Genomic DNA, 18,864 nt, shown 5'->3' on the forward strand with positions numbered 1-18,864 from the left:
AAACCCTTGAAATGCTGATTCTCCCGTAGGTTGGGTTAGCGATAGCGTAACCCAACAAAAGCCTGACTGGTGTTGGGTTTCGTTGCCTCAACCCAACCTACGCCATGATCTTTTGTCAGTCAACCAGGGTTTCTCAAATCAGGGAAACTGAACTGAGTTCATAAATACTAGGAAGGCATGATCACCTCCAAAATCTGCTCTGTAGATTTTTCTTAAATAAACTGTGAATTAATTGAAGTAAATTGGAGAAAGCCTCACGAGTGAGAGTGTGGAGTCGTTGACCAATAGTGGACTGGTTTTCAGGAGTCCAGTTAAACTTTTCAGATTTTCTACCACTACAACTAGCGGTTTGAAGTAGTGACTGCGCTACACAACTTAAACAGAAGTGACGTTTAACCGCTTCTTGGTTCCGTAACTGAGCCGATTCAAAACCCACAAATTGTTTGGAGAACTAAAAAAAAATTTCGACTGACCAACGATAACTCCATGTAGAAAATACTCGGGAAGCATCCCAATGTAAAGCATCGGTTAATAGAAATCTAGGGGTATCACTTAGGTCAGATTGTTCATGAATAATTACCAATCGTTTTCGACCATACTTTTTGAGACGAATTACTTTGGTAAAAGCCCAGATATCCCGGTGTTAACCATAGCGACATCGAAAGAATTTATGACGAAAAATTTCGGGATAGTTTGTTTTTAAACCGGATGCTACACTATCAACCCGTTGCCATTGATTATTCCCTAAAATATGGCGTGAACACTCAATCTCACTGACCCAGTGTTTTCCAGAAGATTCTATTAATTCGGTTTTCGGATGAGATAAAATTCCTTTCTTGATGCAGTCGCTCATGGGGGGAACCACGGCAGTCGCTCATGGTTTGAAGTTACCGTAAGATAGTGGAGCCTTATTAACAAATATTTAACCCTTTTCTGCATAACCTGCTAACTATAAAGGCTCCACTATCTAAGGTTTCGTCTCCGGGGGAGACCCCCAAGACCGCGCTGCCTTCCCAAGACCGCGCTGCATCGCTGGTCAAAGGCATAATCGGCATCAGGAAATAGAACTTCTGACTCGATTTGACGAACTAGCTCTATTGCTATCTCTGTTCGCTTACGATCAGCCAGTCTATTTTTTTGATAATGAAATAATTCTAGTAATCGCTCCCGGACTTGCTCGAGTTGCTCATAATTTTATTTCCCAGTCATCTCTAAATATGCTAATTCTTATTTTTCATATAATGGTTGTTGAACTTCTACTGCTATTCCATCTACTCTCTGTTGATTTGAACCTACTGCTGTTACTACTGTTTGATAATTACTCCAACATCGATTTACCTAATCATAAGCCACTTTTGAACCCCAAATTTTATGACTATAAGGGTGGTAGGAAAATGTCCTTTTCCTAGCTATTACTTCTCTTCCTTTTCCTTGATGTATCGGAGCTAATACTCTTGAGTGCTGTGCCATCAAGAATTGATGTTTCCACCCCGCTTCAAATACCGCTTCGTGCATCCCACGTCTACTGGTCTGTTTTCCCTGGGACCATAGGATTTGATTGTAAATTCCTTGTAGAGTTTTGTTTGAACTCATCAATAATCCGCTGATCTAGCGACTAATATGCTGAAATCCGGCTTCTTTCCCAAAAACTTGACGATAAGATTTCAGACACTTCTTTATTGTTGCTGGGATGCCAACCGCAGGGGAGCATTTTCCTGTCATACCTCTGTGTTCTCAGTTTCCCACATTTCCTCTGTCTTTTCCCATCTTGTCCAATTTCTTCAAGCGCGATTGCCCTAACCTTATAATTCGTGTTAGTGAGGTACTGCTGTCTACGCAAGACGGTGAAAATACACACCCGATACTCGGGTGCCCCGAATATAGATTTTAATTATTTAAATAATCAATATATATGGCTATTTAAAATGTTAATTATGGGTGGTTTGCAACCATGTTTTTCAGGATTAACGATGGGACGATACACCCATAATAAATAGAAAATTTAGTGTACTTTATTAGCTTGGTTATTTACAAGCCCCAGTTACTGCTGGAGTTGGTTTTTAGAGTTTCCATTTGATTTTCTTAGATACTACCATGGTCGTTTCTTAGGCTTTTCCGCAGGATGCTCCGCAGGATGTGATCGCACTCCTAAACGAAAATCCCGCCCCCAGTTCCCCGGAGCGGGTGAAAATGCCTTATCGAATTTTTTGAACAATACATTATACGGAATTTTAGATTTTTGTCTGTTACCATTTTTACTAAAATGGTGTGTTTACCCAAATATATGAGGTTTTACATGAGTTTTATGAGGTTTTACATGAGGTTTATGAGGTTTTACATGAGGTTTTACATGAGTTTTATGAGGTTTTCCATGAGGTTTATGAGGTTGTCCATGAGGTTTATGAGGTTTTACATGAGTTTTATGAGGTTTTCCATGAGGTTTATATGAGGTTTTATATGAGGTTTTATATGAGATTTTATATGAGGTTTATATGAGGTTTATAAGGCGTTTATTCTGATATAAGTTTTTAAGAGTTAAACAATCAGTATTCAGAGGTTTGTTACTAACGGGACTTAGACAAAAAATGAGGCGAAAATCGGCTCAAACCAAGGTGGATAGAGGTTTTTAGCTTTAAAATGCCTGAAACCCAATATTCATAAGGGTTTCAGACATTTTAAATAAATCGACCTATTTCCCCCTTCCAGAGAAGCTTTCAGTCCCTAAAGCGGCTAAAAAATGTCTAAGTCCCATTAGAAAACTTCTAGAGTTAGAATAAAAGTCAATAAAAAAGGGCCATAAAACTCAATTTATGGTCTTTGAGTTGGACTTTGAACGTGACATTAATGATTGAACCTATCTGAAGATTGAGGAGTTGATTTTCATGGAACGAGCCATGAAGACAGGGATCGCTATGGCGATGTCTCTGTTGCTTGCGCTGTCAGGAATGTTTCCTTGGTTCCCTACAGCCCCAGCTTTCGCTACACAAACCATGACCCGACCCAAACCCAATATCCTCGTGATCATGGGTGATGACATCGGCTGGTTTAACCTGAGTGCCTACAACCGAGGCATGATGGGCTACCGTACCCCCTATATCGATAGCCTTGCCAAAGAAGGTATCATGTTCACCGATTACTATGGGGAACAAAGCTGTACTGCTGGTCGTGCAGCCTTTATCACTGGTCAAGCAACCATACGGACTGGTATGACTAAAGTAGGAATACCTGGTGTAGATATCGGTTTGCAAAAAGAAGACCCAACCCTAGCAGAGTTACTCAAACCCCTAGGCTACCGTACCGGTCAATTTGGAAAAAATCATCTGGGTGATTTAGACCAATATCTACCAACAGTCCATGGATTTGACGAATTTTACGGCAACCTCTATCACTTGAACGCTGAAGAGGAACCGGAAAATGAAGACTATCTACCTGAAGGGGTATCTAGTGTATTCGATCAGCATCGACCCAGAGGGGTACTCCATAGCTATGCTGGCCGAGACTCCCATGAATGTGAAACAGGAAAAGCATGGGAAGGCGGACCAGAAATTGAAGATATAACCGGTGATCAATATGCTAGTGGGGATCAACTGGTCTGTGATACAGGTCCTCTCACTATAAAGCGTATGGAAACCATCGATGAAGAGGTATTAGAGCATACAAAAGAGTTCATTAAAAACGCAAATGAAGCAGATGAACCGTTTTTTGTTTGGTTTAACACCACTCGGATGCACGTCTTTACCCACCTGAAAGAAGACTCTCAGGGAGTCACTGGGCAAGGAATTGAAGCAGATGGGATGGTTGAACATGATAAACAAGTCGGAGAACTTCTCCGTTTGGTCAAAGACGAAAAATTAGATGACAACACAATTATCATCTACACTACCGACAACGGTGCAGAAGTGTTTGGCTGGCCTGATGGTGGAACAACCCCTTTCTATAGTGAAAAGAATACTAATTGGGAAGGGGGTTTCCGTGTCCCTGCTATCGTTCGCTGGAAAAACCATTTCCCTGAAGGTGTTGTTTCTAACGAAATTATGTCTCACCTTGATTGGGTACCAACCCTGATGGCTGCGGCTGGTGTCGATGATATTAAACAGCAACTGCTTAAGGGATATGATCCTGACGGAGACGAAGATCCTGAATTCAAGGTTCATTTAGATGGTTATAACTTCTTGCCCTACTTATTATATGGGGAAAAGTTAATGGACGACCCAGAACTCAAGCTCGTTGATTGTCCGATTACCCCAGATCAATTGAGTCGTCCTCTTACCCCACTTATATTGATTCCTCCTCCCTATTGTCCTCCCCGTCATGATTTCATCTATTTTACTGATGACGGTTATCCATCGGCAGTTCGGTATAACGACTGGAAAATTATATTTAGTGAGCAACGCGAAGAGGGCTTTAATGTTTGGGAAGAACCCTATGTTAACTTGAGAGTTCCCAAGTTGTTTAACTTGCGTCGTGATCCTTTTGAGAAAGCAGACAAAGAGTCAGACTATTACGTTGACTGGCGTTTCCGCCGAATTTTCTTACTCGGTCCTATTCAGACAGCTGCAGCTGCATTTCTCCAGAGCTTTGTTAATTATCCACCTCGTCAAAAACCTGCCTCTTTTACCATCAATCAGATAGTAGATGGGGTAGTAACCGAAATCAAAATAGACAGGCTACAAGAAGAGTTTCCTTTCATTACAGAATTTCGGAAGATCATCGAGAAGATACAGGTGCCTACTTCTGATTAATATCTACTCAGATATTAATTCCCTGATTACACGACGGTGTACACACAAGTAGAATTTAGGAGGAGCTTTTAAAGACTATTGTTTAAGATTGCTCCTCCTGATTTTATGAACAACAGTTCAAGGTAGTTTCAAGAATTTTAAATTTACGATGAATTTTCCCAACATCAAAACAAAAAAAATTGCATTTTTTCTTTCATTTCTGTTATCAATCTTTTGCTTAGGAGGCACTTTAGGCTGTCTACCTGCCCATGCAGCATTAGAATCTTGGAAAGACACTCCTAGAAAACAAGCAATCACCAACTTCGTGGATCAAGTTATTGCTAATGGTGTTCCAGTAAAAGATCGCATTGCTGTTTTTGATAATGACGGAACCTTGTGGGCGGAAAGACCTAATTATTTCCAAAAGGATTTTAATGATTTTATTGATAGCAGATTGTTTAATTTATCTGAACGCGAAGTTGGACTAACAACAGGTCAATATAAATCCTTAGCTTACAATTTTATCACTACGACAAAACAAAGTGACTTGACTTCGGAAGGTGATAAAGATTATGAAAGGTTTGATACTGAATATATTAATCTGACTTACAAACCGGTGATTGAATTGGTGAACTACCTCAAAGAGAATGATTTTAAAGTCTATATTTGTTCTGGAGGTGGCATTTCTTTTGTTCGTTCCTTTTCCGATCAAGCTTATGGTATTCCCTCTGAAGAAGTAATCGGTTCAGCTATTAAGACAGTCTATGATGAGTCTAATACAACTGATGGATCTGGAGGAAGTTTAGTTCGTAAATCAGAGTTAGCTCACTATAATGATAAAAAAGGAAAACCCGTAGGAATTGAACTTTTTATTGGCAAACGACCTCTCATTGCTGTGGGTAACTCTAGTGGTGATTTTGAAATGTTTAAATACACTGATGCTGGGGTTGATCAATCCTTGATCGTGCTAATTAATCATGATGATTGCGAACGAGAATATAAATACAATGATGATCCTGACGGCACACATAAATGTAAATACAAAGAATGTAAAGAAGATCAGGTTTCAACACTTGATAATGAATCTCTCCATGAAGCCGAAAATCGTGACAATTGGATCGTAGTCAGTATGAAAAACGATTTCGATACGATTTTTGATCCCATCCCATCAAGAACACCTCCAATGTGTCACTAAATTTGAGTCAGTCGTCAGTCGGGTGGGCATTGCTCACCTGATACCCAATTAAATTAAGATCTTGTATTATTCAAGTCTCAACCATTTTATGAAAAATTTTTGGTTAAAATCACTTATTATTTGTTTTATAACAATATCCCTTATTTTACCTTTTTCCACACAAGCACAAGCATCTTATACAAATAAGAGTTGTCCAGAAGGAATGGTATTTATTCCCGGAGGAACGTTTACAATGGGTTCAGATAATCACTATTCGTCAGAACGTTCTGCAACTGATGTTACGGTGGATAGTTTTTGCATTGATCGCCATGAAGTGACTAACGCAGAATTTCGTCAATTTGTGGAAGCGACAGGCTATCAAACTATTGCTGAACGACCCCTCTCAAAAGAACAATTTCCAAATTTAACTGATGACCAACGGCAACCCGGTTCCCTTGTCTTTCAGCCTCCCTCAGAAGGCATACAACAGATTGCTTATTTAAGCTGGTGGCATTGGACAGTGGGTGCTAATTGGCAACATCCCTACGGTCCAAATAGTAATATTAAAGGGAAAGATAATTATCCTGTGGTTCATATTGCTTATGATGATGCGGTTGCTTATGCGAATTGGGCGGGTAAATCTCTCCCCACAGAAGCTCAATGGGAATATGCAGCGCGGGGTGGTCTTCAAGAACAAGAATTCACTTGGGGGAATCAATATTCTGCAAAGAAAGCCAATACCTGGCAAGGGTTCTTTCCATTTTTCAATACCAAAGAAGATAAATATTTAGGCACTGCACCTGTAGAATCTTTTCCTCCTAATAGCTATGGTCTTTATGACATGACAGGAAATGTTTGGGAATTGACCTCAGATTGGTATCAAGTAGGACATTCTGGCAAAGACCATAGTTTCAACCCCATCGGACCTAACAAAACCGCCAGTTTCGATCCGATTAAACCGCAGGAAGGGGCATTGCACGTGATCAAAGGTGGCTCCTACCTCTGTGCGAAGAATTACTGTAGTCGCTATCGACCCGCAGCACGGGAGTCTCAAGCCCCCGATACGGGTACAACGCATATTGGGTTTCGCCTAGTGGTACTTAACTAACATCTGGTCAATGTACAGTTCCATCAATAAGCGTGGTGTTTGGACGAGTGCCTTTCATGGCTCCGTAGATACTTGGCCAACCACGGCGGAAGACTGGACACCTTGACAGCTCTGGATATGAGCATACGTCTTTGGTCAGGATGATCGCATCCATTAACTCGTTCGCGTAGCGTGGCCGTAGGCCAAGGTTGCATCAAGCAGCTTTCCCTAAACAATTATAGGCTGTTTGACGAAATTGTTTCAGATTATCGAAAATTGTCATGGGTAGATGTGGAAAGTTGTCTATTTCTTATCATCTACCACTAGGTAGTCTGTATTGATTGCAGTCTGCCTTTTTTTTCTGGTTGGTGAGCAGGTGAGCAATTGACCTCATGGTTGACTAGGTTAGCGTAAACAATACGATAACTAGCTTCTTTCTCCACTATTTTGTCTAAACTCCAGGTTAAGTTGAGACGTGTCTGGCTTGGGGGTAGGTTCTGACATAAATTTACGATGATTTAGAATCCGATACCAGTAAATCATCGAAGGTAAGCATTCAGCTATCAGCGTGTCGCGTATCAGCCAAACGCGCCCCGCGTGGCCCAAAGGCAAATGCCAAGCTACGAAAATGGCCACGCTAGTGTTCGCGCAGCACCTAAAGTAGCGCAATCGGTACTTTTAGGTGCGAGCCCGTTGGTGCGACCCTAGGCCGCGAGGGATTGCTCGCGGCCTAGGAGGCGCGCACCTATAGGGAATTTAATAATTAGATGGGGAAAGCGCAGCTTTGAATAACATAAGCTGACCACTGACCACTTTTCGCGTACCGTGAGCTTTTAGCTCAGGGCACCTCAAGTAGCGTGGCCGTAGGCCAACGGCTGTTGGCGTACCGTGAGCTTTTAGCTCAGGGCACCTCAAGTAGCGTGGCCGTAGGCCAACGGCTGTTGGCGTAGCACCTCAAGTAGCGCATATGCTTACTGATTGCTTATTTTATGCTCTGTTATTTGATACCGGGCTATGCTGTTGCTGGCGAGCTTTTTTTACCCTTTGAGAGTATTTAGTTGATCGAACTATAAAAGGGTCTAGCTCCTAACCCAGTGAAGTATTTTGCTGCACCGAAAAGTGGTAATTTATCTGATAATTGTTCTCATATCAATGAGATAACACCCCTAATTTCTCCCTGTTGCCTGTTCCCTAAAATCCTAGACTTGTGTACCTAACCTATTTCAGTAATGCTATAGCGTTTGTATTTGAGATGTAAACCTAGGAGATATTTTTTTATTGTACAATAAAACATTGGATTTATTGCCCCTTTTGGCTTTTGCCTCTTGTATGCAAGCCTTTTGCGGCAACAACAAGTGTGTTTAGAACCTATATCCAAACGCTATATAGTCATTATTCATCATAACTATGAATGAATCTTAGTCATTTTACTAGTAACCGACTGACCTAATTACCCACTCACCACTCAGGCTTTTGTATTGCTATTGATTTAAGTGATTTTAGCGTGATACTATTTGATTTATGTAGATTAATTTTTCTCTAAAAAAATAATATTAATTGCCCAAAATAAATTGTATAATAATTTGCTTTGTTTTTATTTTTTTTTAAGTAAAAATAATTGGATTTTACCCAAATTTCAGTCTTAAGGCTGATCTATGATAATTTGGGTTGACAATGTAAAAAATCAGTAAATATACTGTTAAGCGGAAAAAACATTTACTGCATATTGTCATCATCAGGGAACAATTAGGCTGTCAAACGACTTCAGAATTGTGATTTCAGGATGGTTAATTACCTGATCAGTTACGATTTATGACGTCTATCGTCATAAGTTATAGTTTCTTGATAGTTCTGAAATCGCACAGAAAAACGAGTTTGGTGATTCCTGGATAAATCAGGCTCTTGAATTCCGTGCTTTCAGCAATTCTGAATAATTTTAAGAAAAGCGCGATGCACAGGTGCGACCCGTGGCGAATTTAATTCACCTAGGTCAAGCGCACCTAAGCGGTTTTCGGGGAGGCAGCGCCTTGATGCTGGGGTTTCCCCCACTCGTTATTGCCGTGGAAATCCACGGGGCTTAGAAGGTGCATTCACGTAGTGTCTCTATCATGAGAATCGCGGCGTCCCGCACACAGACCCAAAACCATAACGGACTGCATCAAGAGAGGATAGCATCTTAAAAAGATTCAACGGTGCAGAGAAATCCTAAACGTTTGGCAAATAAACTAAAAATCATGCAGTTCTGGTGCAGACTTTATCCTAAATCAGCTGCTGTAATGCCTTTTTGACCCACAGTTACTAGACTTGGGCTATCTATTAGGGTTGGAATTAGATAGTCAAAAGCCGATAGTGATTTCCGTTGAATAGTTATCAGTATTGGGTGCTAATTAATTGTTAATTGCTAATTACTTTAAAATTAACAATTTTCAATTCAATCAAGCTAATCAAGCCTAGTATAAGTGATCAAATTAACGTGATAGGAAAGATCAGCTAAGCAAGCTATAGAAGTCAGGTTGCTATATTGATCAAGTTCAAAAATAAACTCTACCGTCATCGACACATTATGGAATCTTTGTCTCAACAAAATCAGCCACTTTTTATTTTTGGGATGGAACGTTCTGGAACAACGCTCTTGCGGTTAATGCTGACCGCTCATCCTAATTTTTGTATTCCTCCTGAAAGTCTGTTTTTTGTTAATCTAGAACCAAAATACGGTTCATCCCAAGACTTAAGCAATCAAATCGATAACCTCTTGACAGATCTCTACGGTGATCCAAGGTTTCGGGAGTGGAACATTGACCGACAGCAGCTGCGAGAAAATTTGACAGCTCAGAAACCACTGAATTATTCAACAGCAGTCGCCACAGTTTATCAAACCTATCTACAGCAGTTTGATGGTCTTGCCGATTGTTGGGGAGATAAAAATCCTTGGAACATCTATCATCTTGATACCATTCTCAAGTATTTCCCTAATGCCAGATTAATTCTAATTATCCGAGATCTCAGAGCCATCTATGCTTCCCTAAAACGAAATGAGAAAAAATTTGCCAAGACTTGGAAGGGAGCCTGTATTGCCAATGTGGTAGCGACAACCCAACAATGGCAAAATTTAGTCCAGGTCATTCAACACTATCAAAATGACCAGCGCTTCCATATCCTCTTCTACGAAGACTTAGTGACCAATCCAGAAGAAGAACTCCAGGGAATTTGTGATTGGCTCGGGGTATCCTTTAGCCAATCAATGCTGGAGTTTAACCAAAAAAATGCTCAAAAAAACTTGGTACCGACCCGTGAGCTAGGATGGCACGCCAAGACCTTTCAGCCGGTTAGTAGCGATCGCATTGAGGCTTGGAAACACGAACTTAGTGATTCAGAACTAGCAGTCTTGGAGATTCTGAATTATAAAACCATGCTCCATCTAGGCTATGACTGTATTCCTAAAAGGTGGCAATTTCACACACTACTAAAGTTCTACGCAGATTATTCTCAGTACATCTATTGGAGACTGTCTAAAGCTAATCTTCAACGAGTTATAGGGAAAATCCGTGAAGGTTTAGTAACTCTCAAGACACTCAAATTATCCATGACCATAAATTTATCCCAAAACTCGATCCAATAAGTAAGGTTTGCTGAAAAAGTCTTTTGGTAAGGGATTGAGTTAGGAGTCAGGAGTCAGGAGTCAGGAGTCAGGAGTCAGGAGTCAGGAGTCAGGAGTTAGGAGAATTATATAGAAGGTAGTCGGAAGAATTCTCCCTTGATTTTTCTGCCCTTGTCTGCCCAAAATCCTAACTTTTTGAGCTTTTTGGAGCGATTTGCTTGCACTTTTTTCGACCCAAAAAGGCTAAAACCTTTATCTGTCAATGCGCATGAGAGTTAATCAGCAAGCCCTAAGTAAAAGGGATGCAGTGGCCTGACGGGGGTTTCTGCCACTCTAGCGCTTTTTAGCCTAATGAGGTACACATAATTTTTACCCTGTTCCCTGTTCCCTTTTCCCTGTTCCCTGTTCCCTGTTCCCTAAAACCCGAAACTCTGTACCTCACCAAATTTAAAACCGCTAGAGTGCTTGACATAAAGACAAAGCCTGACTATTAAGTCAGGCTTTTCTACTCAAGCTAAAATCTTAGGTGCGCTTTCCGCATCTAATTATTAAATTCGCCACGGGTCGCACCTCTTGTTCGCGCCCTATCCAACAGGAAGGGGCGCTTCGGGTGTATGGCTCTGAGCTAAGTATTCAGCCGTCAGCTAATGCCCATCCCAGGGTCGTTCGCACAGCGTGGCCAAACGCGCCCCGCGTGGCCTTTTGGCCAAGGCCAAAGCCTGTGCCACGGTACTTGAGGTGCTAGCAGGGGCTTTAACTGCACGGGGTCGGATCAGCAAAACGAGCAGGGATTTTCAAGCAGCCGTACCAGCACCCTCCAACTTGTTTACTACCTCCCGTTGATTAGCTGACGGCTGACAGCTGATAGCTGAATGCTTCTTACGCTCTGAGCGCCTCAATTATCAGCACTCATCAATGAAACCTGATGGCCTTGAGACAGCTGAGTACTAATCACGGCCTGTTGCAGTATGGGGGTCTTAACAACAGAATCATTGGCCAAAGAAAACAGCGGATTCGACAAAATCCCTGCCAGAGAGGTCGCAATTAACGACATCACTAAACCCACCTGTAACGGACGCATACCGGGTAAACTCCAGCGAATTTCGGGATAATTCTTCACCACATCCGACATCTCTTGAGGTTCCTTGACAACCATCATCTTGACCACACGGATGTAGTAGTAAATCGAAACCACACTAGTCAGCAAACCCACTAACACTAAAGTATACAATCCTGCTTGCCAACCAGCCCAGAATAAATAGATTTTACCAAAGAATCCAGCAAAGGGTGGAATCCCACCTAAAGACAGCAAACAAACACTTAAAACCAAAGTCAGCAGTGGGTCCTTGTGATAAAGACCAGCATACTCACTAATTTGGTCAGTACCAGTGCGTAGGGTAAACAGAATAACACAAGCGAAAGCCCCTAAGTTCATAAACAAGTACACCAGCATGTAGAAAATCATGCTAGCGTAACCGGCTTGGGTCCCAGCAATGAAACCAATCATCACAAACCCAGCCTGAGCAATAGAGGAATAGGCTAGCATCCGTTTCATGCTCGATTGAGTTAGGGCAACCACGTTACCCAAAATCATACTTAGGATAGTCAAAGCAGTGAATACAAAATGCCACTGATCGCTTAACAATGGGAAAGCAGTGATCAGTAGACGAATCGCTAGGGCAAAGCCAGCGGCTTTAGAACCAACTGAGAGAAACGCTACCACTGGGGTGGGAGAACCCTCGTAAACATCGGGAGTCCATTGGTGGAAAGGAACTGCTGAGATTTTAAAAGCAATACCAGCGATCGCAAACACCAAGGCAATCAGAAGACCTAGGGATTGACCGGATTCTAGGTCAGCAACTCCAAGAGCGATCGCACTCAACTGGGTTTGTCCCCCAGATAACCCATATAATAGGGAGACACCATACAAAAATACGGCTGAACTGGCTGCTCCAATCAGCAAATATTTCAACGCGGCCTCATTGGAACGGGGGTCACGTTTCATGTAACCCGTCATCAGGTAGGACGAAATACTGAGGGTTTCGAGGGATATAAAAATCGTGACCAGTTCCGCCGCCCCGGACAGGAACATCCCTCCTAAAGTAGCCGTGAGCAAAATGCCAATAAATTCTGCCAAGGATGTACCCGACTGCTGCACATAACGAATTGACATCAAAATCGTTGACACAGTCGATAGGGCAATGATGCCACGAAATGCCACACTCAGGGTGTCACCATTAAATTCCCCAAAGAAGGCGATGGGATTTGCAGCATCCCATTGGAAGTACAGGGCAACTATGGCAGCAAGTAGACCCCCAATGGCTACATAGGAAATAGTTTGAGCAGACTTTTTCCCAGCAATCAGGTCAATGATTAACACTAGCAAGAGGGTAATAACTACAATTCCCTCTGGCAAAATTACCCCAGCATTCAACTGGGCGGCAAGATTGGCAAAATCCATAGGCTTTAATGATATGATCTATGGTTATTTGAGTATCCAGATTAACTTTCTTATCATATCGGTGATTGTAGCTACTTGGGCAAAGGGCTTGTATTCCTTGGAGATTGGACAAAGTATAATTCCGTATTTATGCCGTTTCACTGCCCTCTGTGCCACGGTAAGGTGAGACTAGCTGTGTCCTACACCGGAGCAATGTTACCTTTGAAGGCAACGAACGAATTGTTTACAAATCTTTAAGCAGACGTGAGAGGAATTGGGAGAGGGGTGTACTGAGGGTGTTAACGGTGCTCTATTGGTTAGCCATCACTACATGAGCTATTCGTGGTTTACCTCTAGGTAAACATTATTTCTAGCACAATCCGAAAAAGTGGGGAGTACTGCTGAAGCGCATATTAAGTAGCCCTTAAATCCCCGTACCGATGGTCGAGTTGGCTCACTCCCTTTCCGACACAGTTGCTCCTTGTTCGTGTTAGGCTGCGACACAAGTGGCGTACTGTAGAAATTAATAGGCAAGCTTATACTGCCATCAGGGGGTTGTACTTAATGCTGGAAAACTATGGTGGAAAACTATGCTGGCAAACAATACCCACACTCAGTAGGGAGCAAGTATACTCGCTTACTCCCTCGACCTTTGAGAAATAGTATTTAAATTAGACTATTCAACACCGCCGCTATTGTTGAAACTCCGATGACAACCCTTGTAATTGTCGAATCTCCTACTAAAGCTCGCACCATTCGGAACTACTTACCTTCTAGTTACCAGGTCGAAGCCTCCATGGGTCACGTCCGTGATTTACCTCAATCAGCTAGTGAAATCCCCGAAAAATACAAGGGGGAAAAGTGGGCTAAGTTTGGGGTGAATGTGGACGCTGACTTTGAACCCCTTTACCTGGTGCCTAAAGACAAGAAACAGGTTGTCCAACAGCTCAAAGCAGCTCTGAAAGATTCTGATGAACTGATTTTGGCTACGGATGAAGACCGAGAAGGGGAGAGTATTAGTTGGCATTTGTTACAAATCTTAAAGCCGACAGTGCCAACTAAGCGGATGGTATTTCATGAAATCACTAAGGATGCTATTCAAAATGCCCTACAAAACTGCCGTGAGATCGATGATCAGGTGGTAAGAGCTCAGGAAACAAGGCGGATTCTTGACCGACTCGTGGGCTACACCCTCTCACCGCTGCTGTGGAAAAAAGTGGCTTGGGGCTTATCAGCTGGTCGGGTACAGTCTGTAGCAGTGCGGCTGTTGGTAACTCGAGAACGGCAACGCCGTGCCTTCCGCAAGGGCACCTATTGGGATTTGAAAGGGATTCTAGAAGCAGGAAGTTCCTTTGACGCTAAGCTAGTAACCCTGGATAAGGTTAAAATTGCTACCGGTAGTGATTTCGATGCCAATACAGGTGACATTATCCAAGGTAGGCAGGTCAAATTGTTGAGTGAACTGGAGGCGAAAGCACTCAAAGACCGCCTGATCGATAAAGTCTGGACGGTTACTAATTTACAAGAACGACCTGTTACTCGCAAACCCTCACCCCCCTTTACTACCTCGACCCTCCAACAGGAAGCAAACCGGAAACTGGGACTATCGGCTCGTGATACGATGCGGACTGCCCAGAGTCTGTATGAAAAGGGTTTCATTACCTATATGCGTACAGACTCAGTACATTTGTCTGAACAAGCGATCACAGCAGCCCGTAGCTGCGTTGAACAAAAATACGGGGTGGAGTACCTTAGCCCCAAGCCGAGAAAGTATACCACTAAGAGCAAAGGAGCTCAAGAAGCTCACGAAGCTATTCGTCCAGCAGGGAGTACATTCAAAACGTCTCAAGAAACGGGATTAAGCGATCGCGAATTTAAAGTCTATGACCTGATTTGGAAGCGTACCGTTGCTTGTCAAATGGCGGATGCTCGACAAACTCAAATTGTGGTTGATTTGCAAGTGGAAAATGCCGGATTTCGGGCTACTGGTAAGCGCATTGACTTCCCAGGTTATCTAAGGGCTTATGTGGAAGGGTCTGATGACCCCAACGCTGCCCTAGAAAACCAGGAAGTGATTCTGCCAGCTTTGAAAGTGGGGGATCATCCTAACTGTAGAGAACTAGAAGCTATCGGTCACGAAACCCAACCCCCAGCCCGTTACACGGAAGCTACCTTGGTCAAAACCTTGGAACAAGAGGGGATTGGTCGTCCCAGTACCTACGCTAGTATTATTGGTACTATCATTGACCGAGGCTATGCTCAGAAACTGAAAAATGCCCTTGCTCCCACCTTTACCGCGTTTGCAGTTACTAATTTGCTTGAACAAAACTTCCCCGACTTGGTGGACACGAGCTTCACGGCCAAAATGGAGCGCACCTTAGATGAGATTGCCAATGGGGCAGCGCACTGGCTTCCTTACCTGCAGAACTTTTATTTGGGAGAAAAGGGTCTCGACAACCAAGTCAAGGAAAGGATTAATGAGATTGACCCCATTGTTGCCCGTACTGTTGAACTCGAAGACCTCGATGCTAGAGTCCGGATCGGGAAATTTGGTCCCTATGTCGAAGTGGACAATGGCAATGGTGTATTTACTGCTTCGATTCCCCAAGACCTCACCCCAGCTGAATTAAACATTGAGCAGGTTCAGGTACTGATTCAGCAGAAAATGGAGGGGCCAGACAAATTGGGACTACACCCGGAAACTGGTGAACCAATTTATATCCTCAATGGCAATTATGGTCCCTATCTACAGCTAGGTGACGTAACAGAGGATAAGAAGAAAAAACCCAAACGTGTCTCTTTGCCTAAGGGGGTAAATAAGGAAGATGTACACCTAGAAATGGCAGTGGGTCTCCTAGCACTCCCCCGCCTTCTCGGTCCTCATCCGGAAACAGGCAAACCCGTCAAAACCGCAATCGGACGCTTTGGTCCTTATGTTGTCCATGACCAAGGGAAAGAGGGCAAAGATTACCGCTCCCTTAAAGGTGAGGATAACGTCTTGACAATTACCCTAGACCGTGCATTAGAGCTGCTGGCACAACCTAAGAGGACAAGGGGCGGTTCTCGCAGCAAGACTAAAACACCCTTACGGGAACTAGGGGTTCATCCTAAAGATGGCGAACCAGTCAATATTTATCAGGGTCCGTATGGGGTATATGTGAACCATGGCAAAGTTAATGCCTCTCTGCCAGAGGGAAAATCCATGGAGGAGTTAACCTTAGAAACTGCCTTGGAACTCATAGCAGCTAAGGCGTCATCGGGTAAATCTGGTCGCAAGTCCAGTAAATCAACTACTTCCACCAAAAAGAAAACCTCTGGGAAATCCACCAAGAAGACTACTAAGAAAACAAAAGATGATGACCAAGAGGGTAAGTCAGAGAGTGAATAAGTAATTGTACTTGCTGACAAACTGATTAAAATCAGGATATATAATAAGATGTGACAACACACTTGTCAAGTGGAAACTAGGAAGTTTGAATTGAAGCAAAAACTCTTATCCTTTATTCATGTTCCTTCATCCTTCCTGCTGACCACTGCCTCTTTACTCATTTCTGTGACATTCCCCCTTTCGCCTGTTCTTGGTCAAGACGAAACTAGTCTTGACCAAACTAGTCTTGACCAAACTAGTCTTGACCAAACTAGTCTTGACCAAACTAGTCTTGACGAAACTAGTCTTGACCAAACTAGTCTTGATCAAACTAGTCTTGACGAAACTAGTCTTGACCAAACTAGTCTTGATCAAACTAGTCTTGATCAAACTAGTCTTGATCAAACTAGTCTTGATCAAACTAGTCTTGACCAAGTCACTCCACCCCAGCAGCTCTATGTTAAAGGTCGCCAACAGTTAAGTACAGGTCAATTACAAAAGGCTTTACAGAGCTTCCAGCAGTACCTAGAACTTAAACGAAACATTGGCGATCGCTATCAAGAAGGAGTAGCGCTATATTTTATTGGGTGGGTTCATGATGAATTGGGTCAATATCAGTTAGCAAGGTCGTTCTTTGAGCAATCCTTAGCAATTGATCGAGAATTAGGCGATCGCACCGGGGAAGGGAGTACTCTTAATAATCTGGGGTTAACGTATTCCAACCTAGGGGACGATCAAAAGTCCCTAGAATTCTATCAACAAGCCTTAGCCATCTACCGAGAAGTGAGCAATCGTGGCTACGAAGGCAGGACTCTCCATAATTTGGGGAATATATACTATAAGCTGGGTCAGGAGCACCAGTCCCTGGATTCCTACCAGCAAGCTCTCGATATCTATCGAGAAATACTGGATAATCCCGAAAACAATTCTCTAGTGTCACAGGCAGACGAAGGAACACTGCTCAATAGCCTAGGGTTAGTTCACCACCGTCTAGGCAACTACGAACAGGAACAGTTGTCCTATCAGCAAGCCTTGACTATTGCCAAGGAAGTAAGCGATCGCATTTCAGAGGGAATGCTTCTGAATAATTTAGGTATCGCTTACCATCGCCTGGGAAAGTACGAACAAGCATTCTTAACCCACCAACAAGCCCTAGTGATGCATCGGGAAGTGGGTTCATTAGCTGGGGAAGCATTTACCTTTAGGACTATTGGTGCTGTACTGGCGGCACAAAACCAGCCAGAACTCGCCATTATTTTTCATAAGCAAGCAGTCAATGTATATCAGTCCCTGGGGCAAGATATCACTAAATTGTCTCAGCAGAAACTGTCTGAGGAGCAAAAGCAGTCCTATAAACTCAACTTGGATAATGCCTATCTAAGTTTATCTGAGTTGCTGCAGCAACAAAAACGGGTGCAGTCGGCGGAACTGGTGCTAAATTTATTCCCAGTGCCAGAGCAAAAAGAGGATTTGTCTAATCAAGACAAGACTCAAACTAGGGTTCACGACAAAATACCATACTTACCTGAAGAGGAGCAAATCAAAGCAGGCTATGAGGCGATTTTGCAGCAGCAGCTTTCCCTAAGGGAACAACTCAATCAACTGATTACTATTCCGATAGCAGAAAGAACTCCTGTTCAGCAAGACCGTATTCTTGAGTTTCGGCAAAAGCAGCAGCAGCTGACCCAGGAATTTCTGCAATTCCTCAACAGTTCTGAGGTTAAGAACCTAGTGACACAGTTGAGGGAATAGAGTGTGGGGAGAGGGGGTAGTGTGGGGAGAGAGGGGAGAGCACAAGAGTGTGGGGAGAGGGAAGAATTAGTTTGGGATTAATTTGGTATCTTTAAATACTTTTTTTCTGATTATCTTGATGGATTCCCTCATCTGACTCCCCATCTCCCCATCTCCCCATCTCTCCATCTCCCCATCTCCCCATCTCCCCATCTCCCCATCTCCCCATCTCCCCATCTCTCCAAACCTCCCGACTCCCGACTCCCGACTGCCGACTGCCTAAAACCCAGATCGATCTAAGATTCTCCGCCAGCCATACTTTAATGGCAAGAGGAACCGGACCCGATCCCAGAGACTGCGTTGATCAAAGCTAACTGGTCCTGGTCCAAAGGTTGCTACCATCAATAATCCACCAATTAGTCCTAGATTCTTCAGAAATTGAATTTCTTGCATTTGATTAGAGAAATCGGTGTGAAAAATCAAGGTGGTGGGAATTAAAAATCCAATTAGCGCTAATGCTCCCCAACGAGCTTTATAGCCTAGTAATACCGATAATCCACCCGCCAACAGTATAATGATGGTGGGAATAATCAGTACACCGGGAACCCCTTTGGATTCCATCAATTGTTGAGTATAGGTTGGGTTAAATAGTTTATCGATACCAGCTTTAAGAAAAACAGCACAAAGGCATATCCGCCCTAGGAGTGGAATGTATTTTTTCATAATTTCCAGGTTTTTTGATCAGC

General features: G+C 42.9%; 11 protein-coding genes. 6 read left to right on the forward strand and 5 right to left on the reverse strand.

The window, feature by feature from the left end; translation table 11 throughout:
* Nucleotides 1–643 precede the first annotated feature (643 nt).
* Both F6J99_RS16195 and F6J99_RS16200 read right to left on the reverse strand, forming a co-directional pair.
* A complete protein-coding gene (locus F6J99_RS16195; RefSeq protein ID WP_293113815.1) occupies nucleotides 644–865 on the reverse strand; it encodes a hypothetical protein in 222 nt (73 codons plus the stop codon).
* A 473-nt stretch (nucleotides 866–1,338) separates the two neighbouring features.
* Entirely contained in the window at nucleotides 1,339–1,593 is a 255-nt protein-coding gene (locus F6J99_RS16200) for a hypothetical protein (RefSeq protein WP_293113816.1), read from the reverse strand.
* A 1,289-nt stretch (nucleotides 1,594–2,882) separates the two neighbouring features.
* On the opposite strand from F6J99_RS16200, the gene F6J99_RS16205 reads away from it, so the two are divergent.
* From F6J99_RS16205 to F6J99_RS16215, 3 genes are all read left to right on the forward strand, one after another.
* Nucleotides 2,883–4,742 carry an arylsulfatase gene (locus F6J99_RS16205; RefSeq protein WP_293113817.1) on the forward strand — a complete coding sequence of 620 codons (1,860 nt, stop codon included), beginning with the start codon at nucleotides 2,883–2,885 and terminating at the stop codon, nucleotides 4,740–4,742.
* Nucleotides 4,743–4,890: 148 nt separating this feature from the next.
* Nucleotides 4,891–5,916: a haloacid dehalogenase-like hydrolase gene (locus F6J99_RS16210; protein ID WP_293113818.1), complete on the forward strand. Its 1,026-nt coding sequence runs from the start codon at nucleotides 4,891–4,893 to the stop codon at nucleotides 5,914–5,916.
* Between the two features lie 202 nt (nucleotides 5,917–6,118).
* Nucleotides 6,119–7,003, forward strand: coding sequence for a formylglycine-generating enzyme family protein (locus F6J99_RS16215; protein ID WP_293113819.1), 885 nt, complete (start codon nucleotides 6,119–6,121; stop codon nucleotides 7,001–7,003).
* Nucleotides 7,004–7,026: 23 nt separating this feature from the next.
* Here F6J99_RS16215 and F6J99_RS16220 read toward each other — a convergent pair whose 3' ends face one another.
* Nucleotides 7,027–7,197, reverse strand: coding sequence for a hypothetical protein (locus F6J99_RS16220; protein ID WP_293113820.1), 171 nt, complete (start codon nucleotides 7,195–7,197; stop codon nucleotides 7,027–7,029).
* 2,348 nt (nucleotides 7,198–9,545) lie between these two features.
* Here F6J99_RS16220 and F6J99_RS16225 point away from each other — a divergent pair.
* Nucleotides 9,546–10,601: a sulfotransferase gene (locus tag F6J99_RS16225; protein WP_293113821.1), complete on the forward strand. Its 1,056-nt coding sequence runs from the start codon at nucleotides 9,546–9,548 to the stop codon at nucleotides 10,599–10,601.
* An 874-nt stretch (nucleotides 10,602–11,475) separates the two neighbouring features.
* Here the strand turns inward: F6J99_RS16225 and F6J99_RS16230 are convergent.
* Entirely contained in the window at nucleotides 11,476–13,041 is a 1,566-nt protein-coding gene (locus F6J99_RS16230) for an NAD(P)H-quinone oxidoreductase subunit N (protein ID WP_293113822.1), read from the reverse strand.
* A gap of 688 nt (nucleotides 13,042–13,729) precedes the next feature.
* On the opposite strand from F6J99_RS16230, the gene topA reads away from it, so the two are divergent.
* Nucleotides 13,730–16,408 (forward strand): type I DNA topoisomerase, encoded by a 2,679-nt coding sequence (gene topA, locus F6J99_RS16235; RefSeq protein WP_293113823.1) that lies wholly within the window; start codon nucleotides 13,730–13,732, stop codon nucleotides 16,406–16,408.
* A 90-nt stretch (nucleotides 16,409–16,498) separates the two neighbouring features.
* Nucleotides 16,499–18,139 (forward strand): tetratricopeptide repeat protein, encoded by a 1,641-nt coding sequence (locus F6J99_RS16240; protein ID WP_293113824.1) that lies wholly within the window; start codon nucleotides 16,499–16,501, stop codon nucleotides 18,137–18,139.
* A 258-nt stretch (nucleotides 18,140–18,397) separates the two neighbouring features.
* Here F6J99_RS16240 and F6J99_RS16245 read toward each other — a convergent pair whose 3' ends face one another.
* Nucleotides 18,398–18,841 carry a DoxX family protein gene (locus F6J99_RS16245; protein WP_293113825.1) on the reverse strand — a complete coding sequence of 148 codons (444 nt, stop codon included), beginning with the start codon at nucleotides 18,839–18,841 and terminating at the stop codon, nucleotides 18,398–18,400.
* Nucleotides 18,842–18,864 lie beyond the last annotated feature (23 nt).

Origin of the sequence: Moorena sp. SIO4G3 (assembly GCF_010692305.1) — a bacterium.
GTDB lineage: Bacteria > Cyanobacteriota > Cyanobacteriia > Cyanobacteriales > Coleofasciculaceae > Moorena > Moorena producens_A.

Excerpts from the sequence above, each read along its gene's own strand:
- topA (WP_293113823.1), top strand. The coding sequence starts at position 13,730 with ATGACAACCCTTGTAATTGTCGAATCTCCTACTAAAGCTCGCACCATT.
- F6J99_RS16210 (WP_293113818.1), top strand. The coding sequence starts at position 4,891 with ATGAATTTTCCCAACATCAAAACAAAAAAAATTGCATTTTTTCTTTCA.
- F6J99_RS16205 (WP_293113817.1), top strand. The coding sequence starts at position 2,883 with ATGGAACGAGCCATGAAGACAGGGATCGCTATGGCGATGTCTCTGTTG.
- F6J99_RS16245 (WP_293113825.1), bottom strand. The coding sequence starts at position 18,841 with ATGAAAAAATACATTCCACTCCTAGGGCGGATATGCCTTTGTGCTGTT.
- F6J99_RS16230 (WP_293113822.1), bottom strand. The coding sequence starts at position 13,041 with ATGGATTTTGCCAATCTTGCCGCCCAGTTGAATGCTGGGGTAATTTTG.
- F6J99_RS16215 (WP_293113819.1), top strand. The coding sequence starts at position 6,119 with ATGGTATTTATTCCCGGAGGAACGTTTACAATGGGTTCAGATAATCAC.
- F6J99_RS16225 (WP_293113821.1), top strand. The coding sequence starts at position 9,546 with ATGGAATCTTTGTCTCAACAAAATCAGCCACTTTTTATTTTTGGGATG.
- F6J99_RS16220 (WP_293113820.1), bottom strand. The coding sequence starts at position 7,197 with ATGCAACCTTGGCCTACGGCCACGCTACGCGAACGAGTTAATGGATGC.
- F6J99_RS16200 (WP_293113816.1), bottom strand. The coding sequence starts at position 1,593 with ATGAGTTCAAACAAAACTCTACAAGGAATTTACAATCAAATCCTATGG.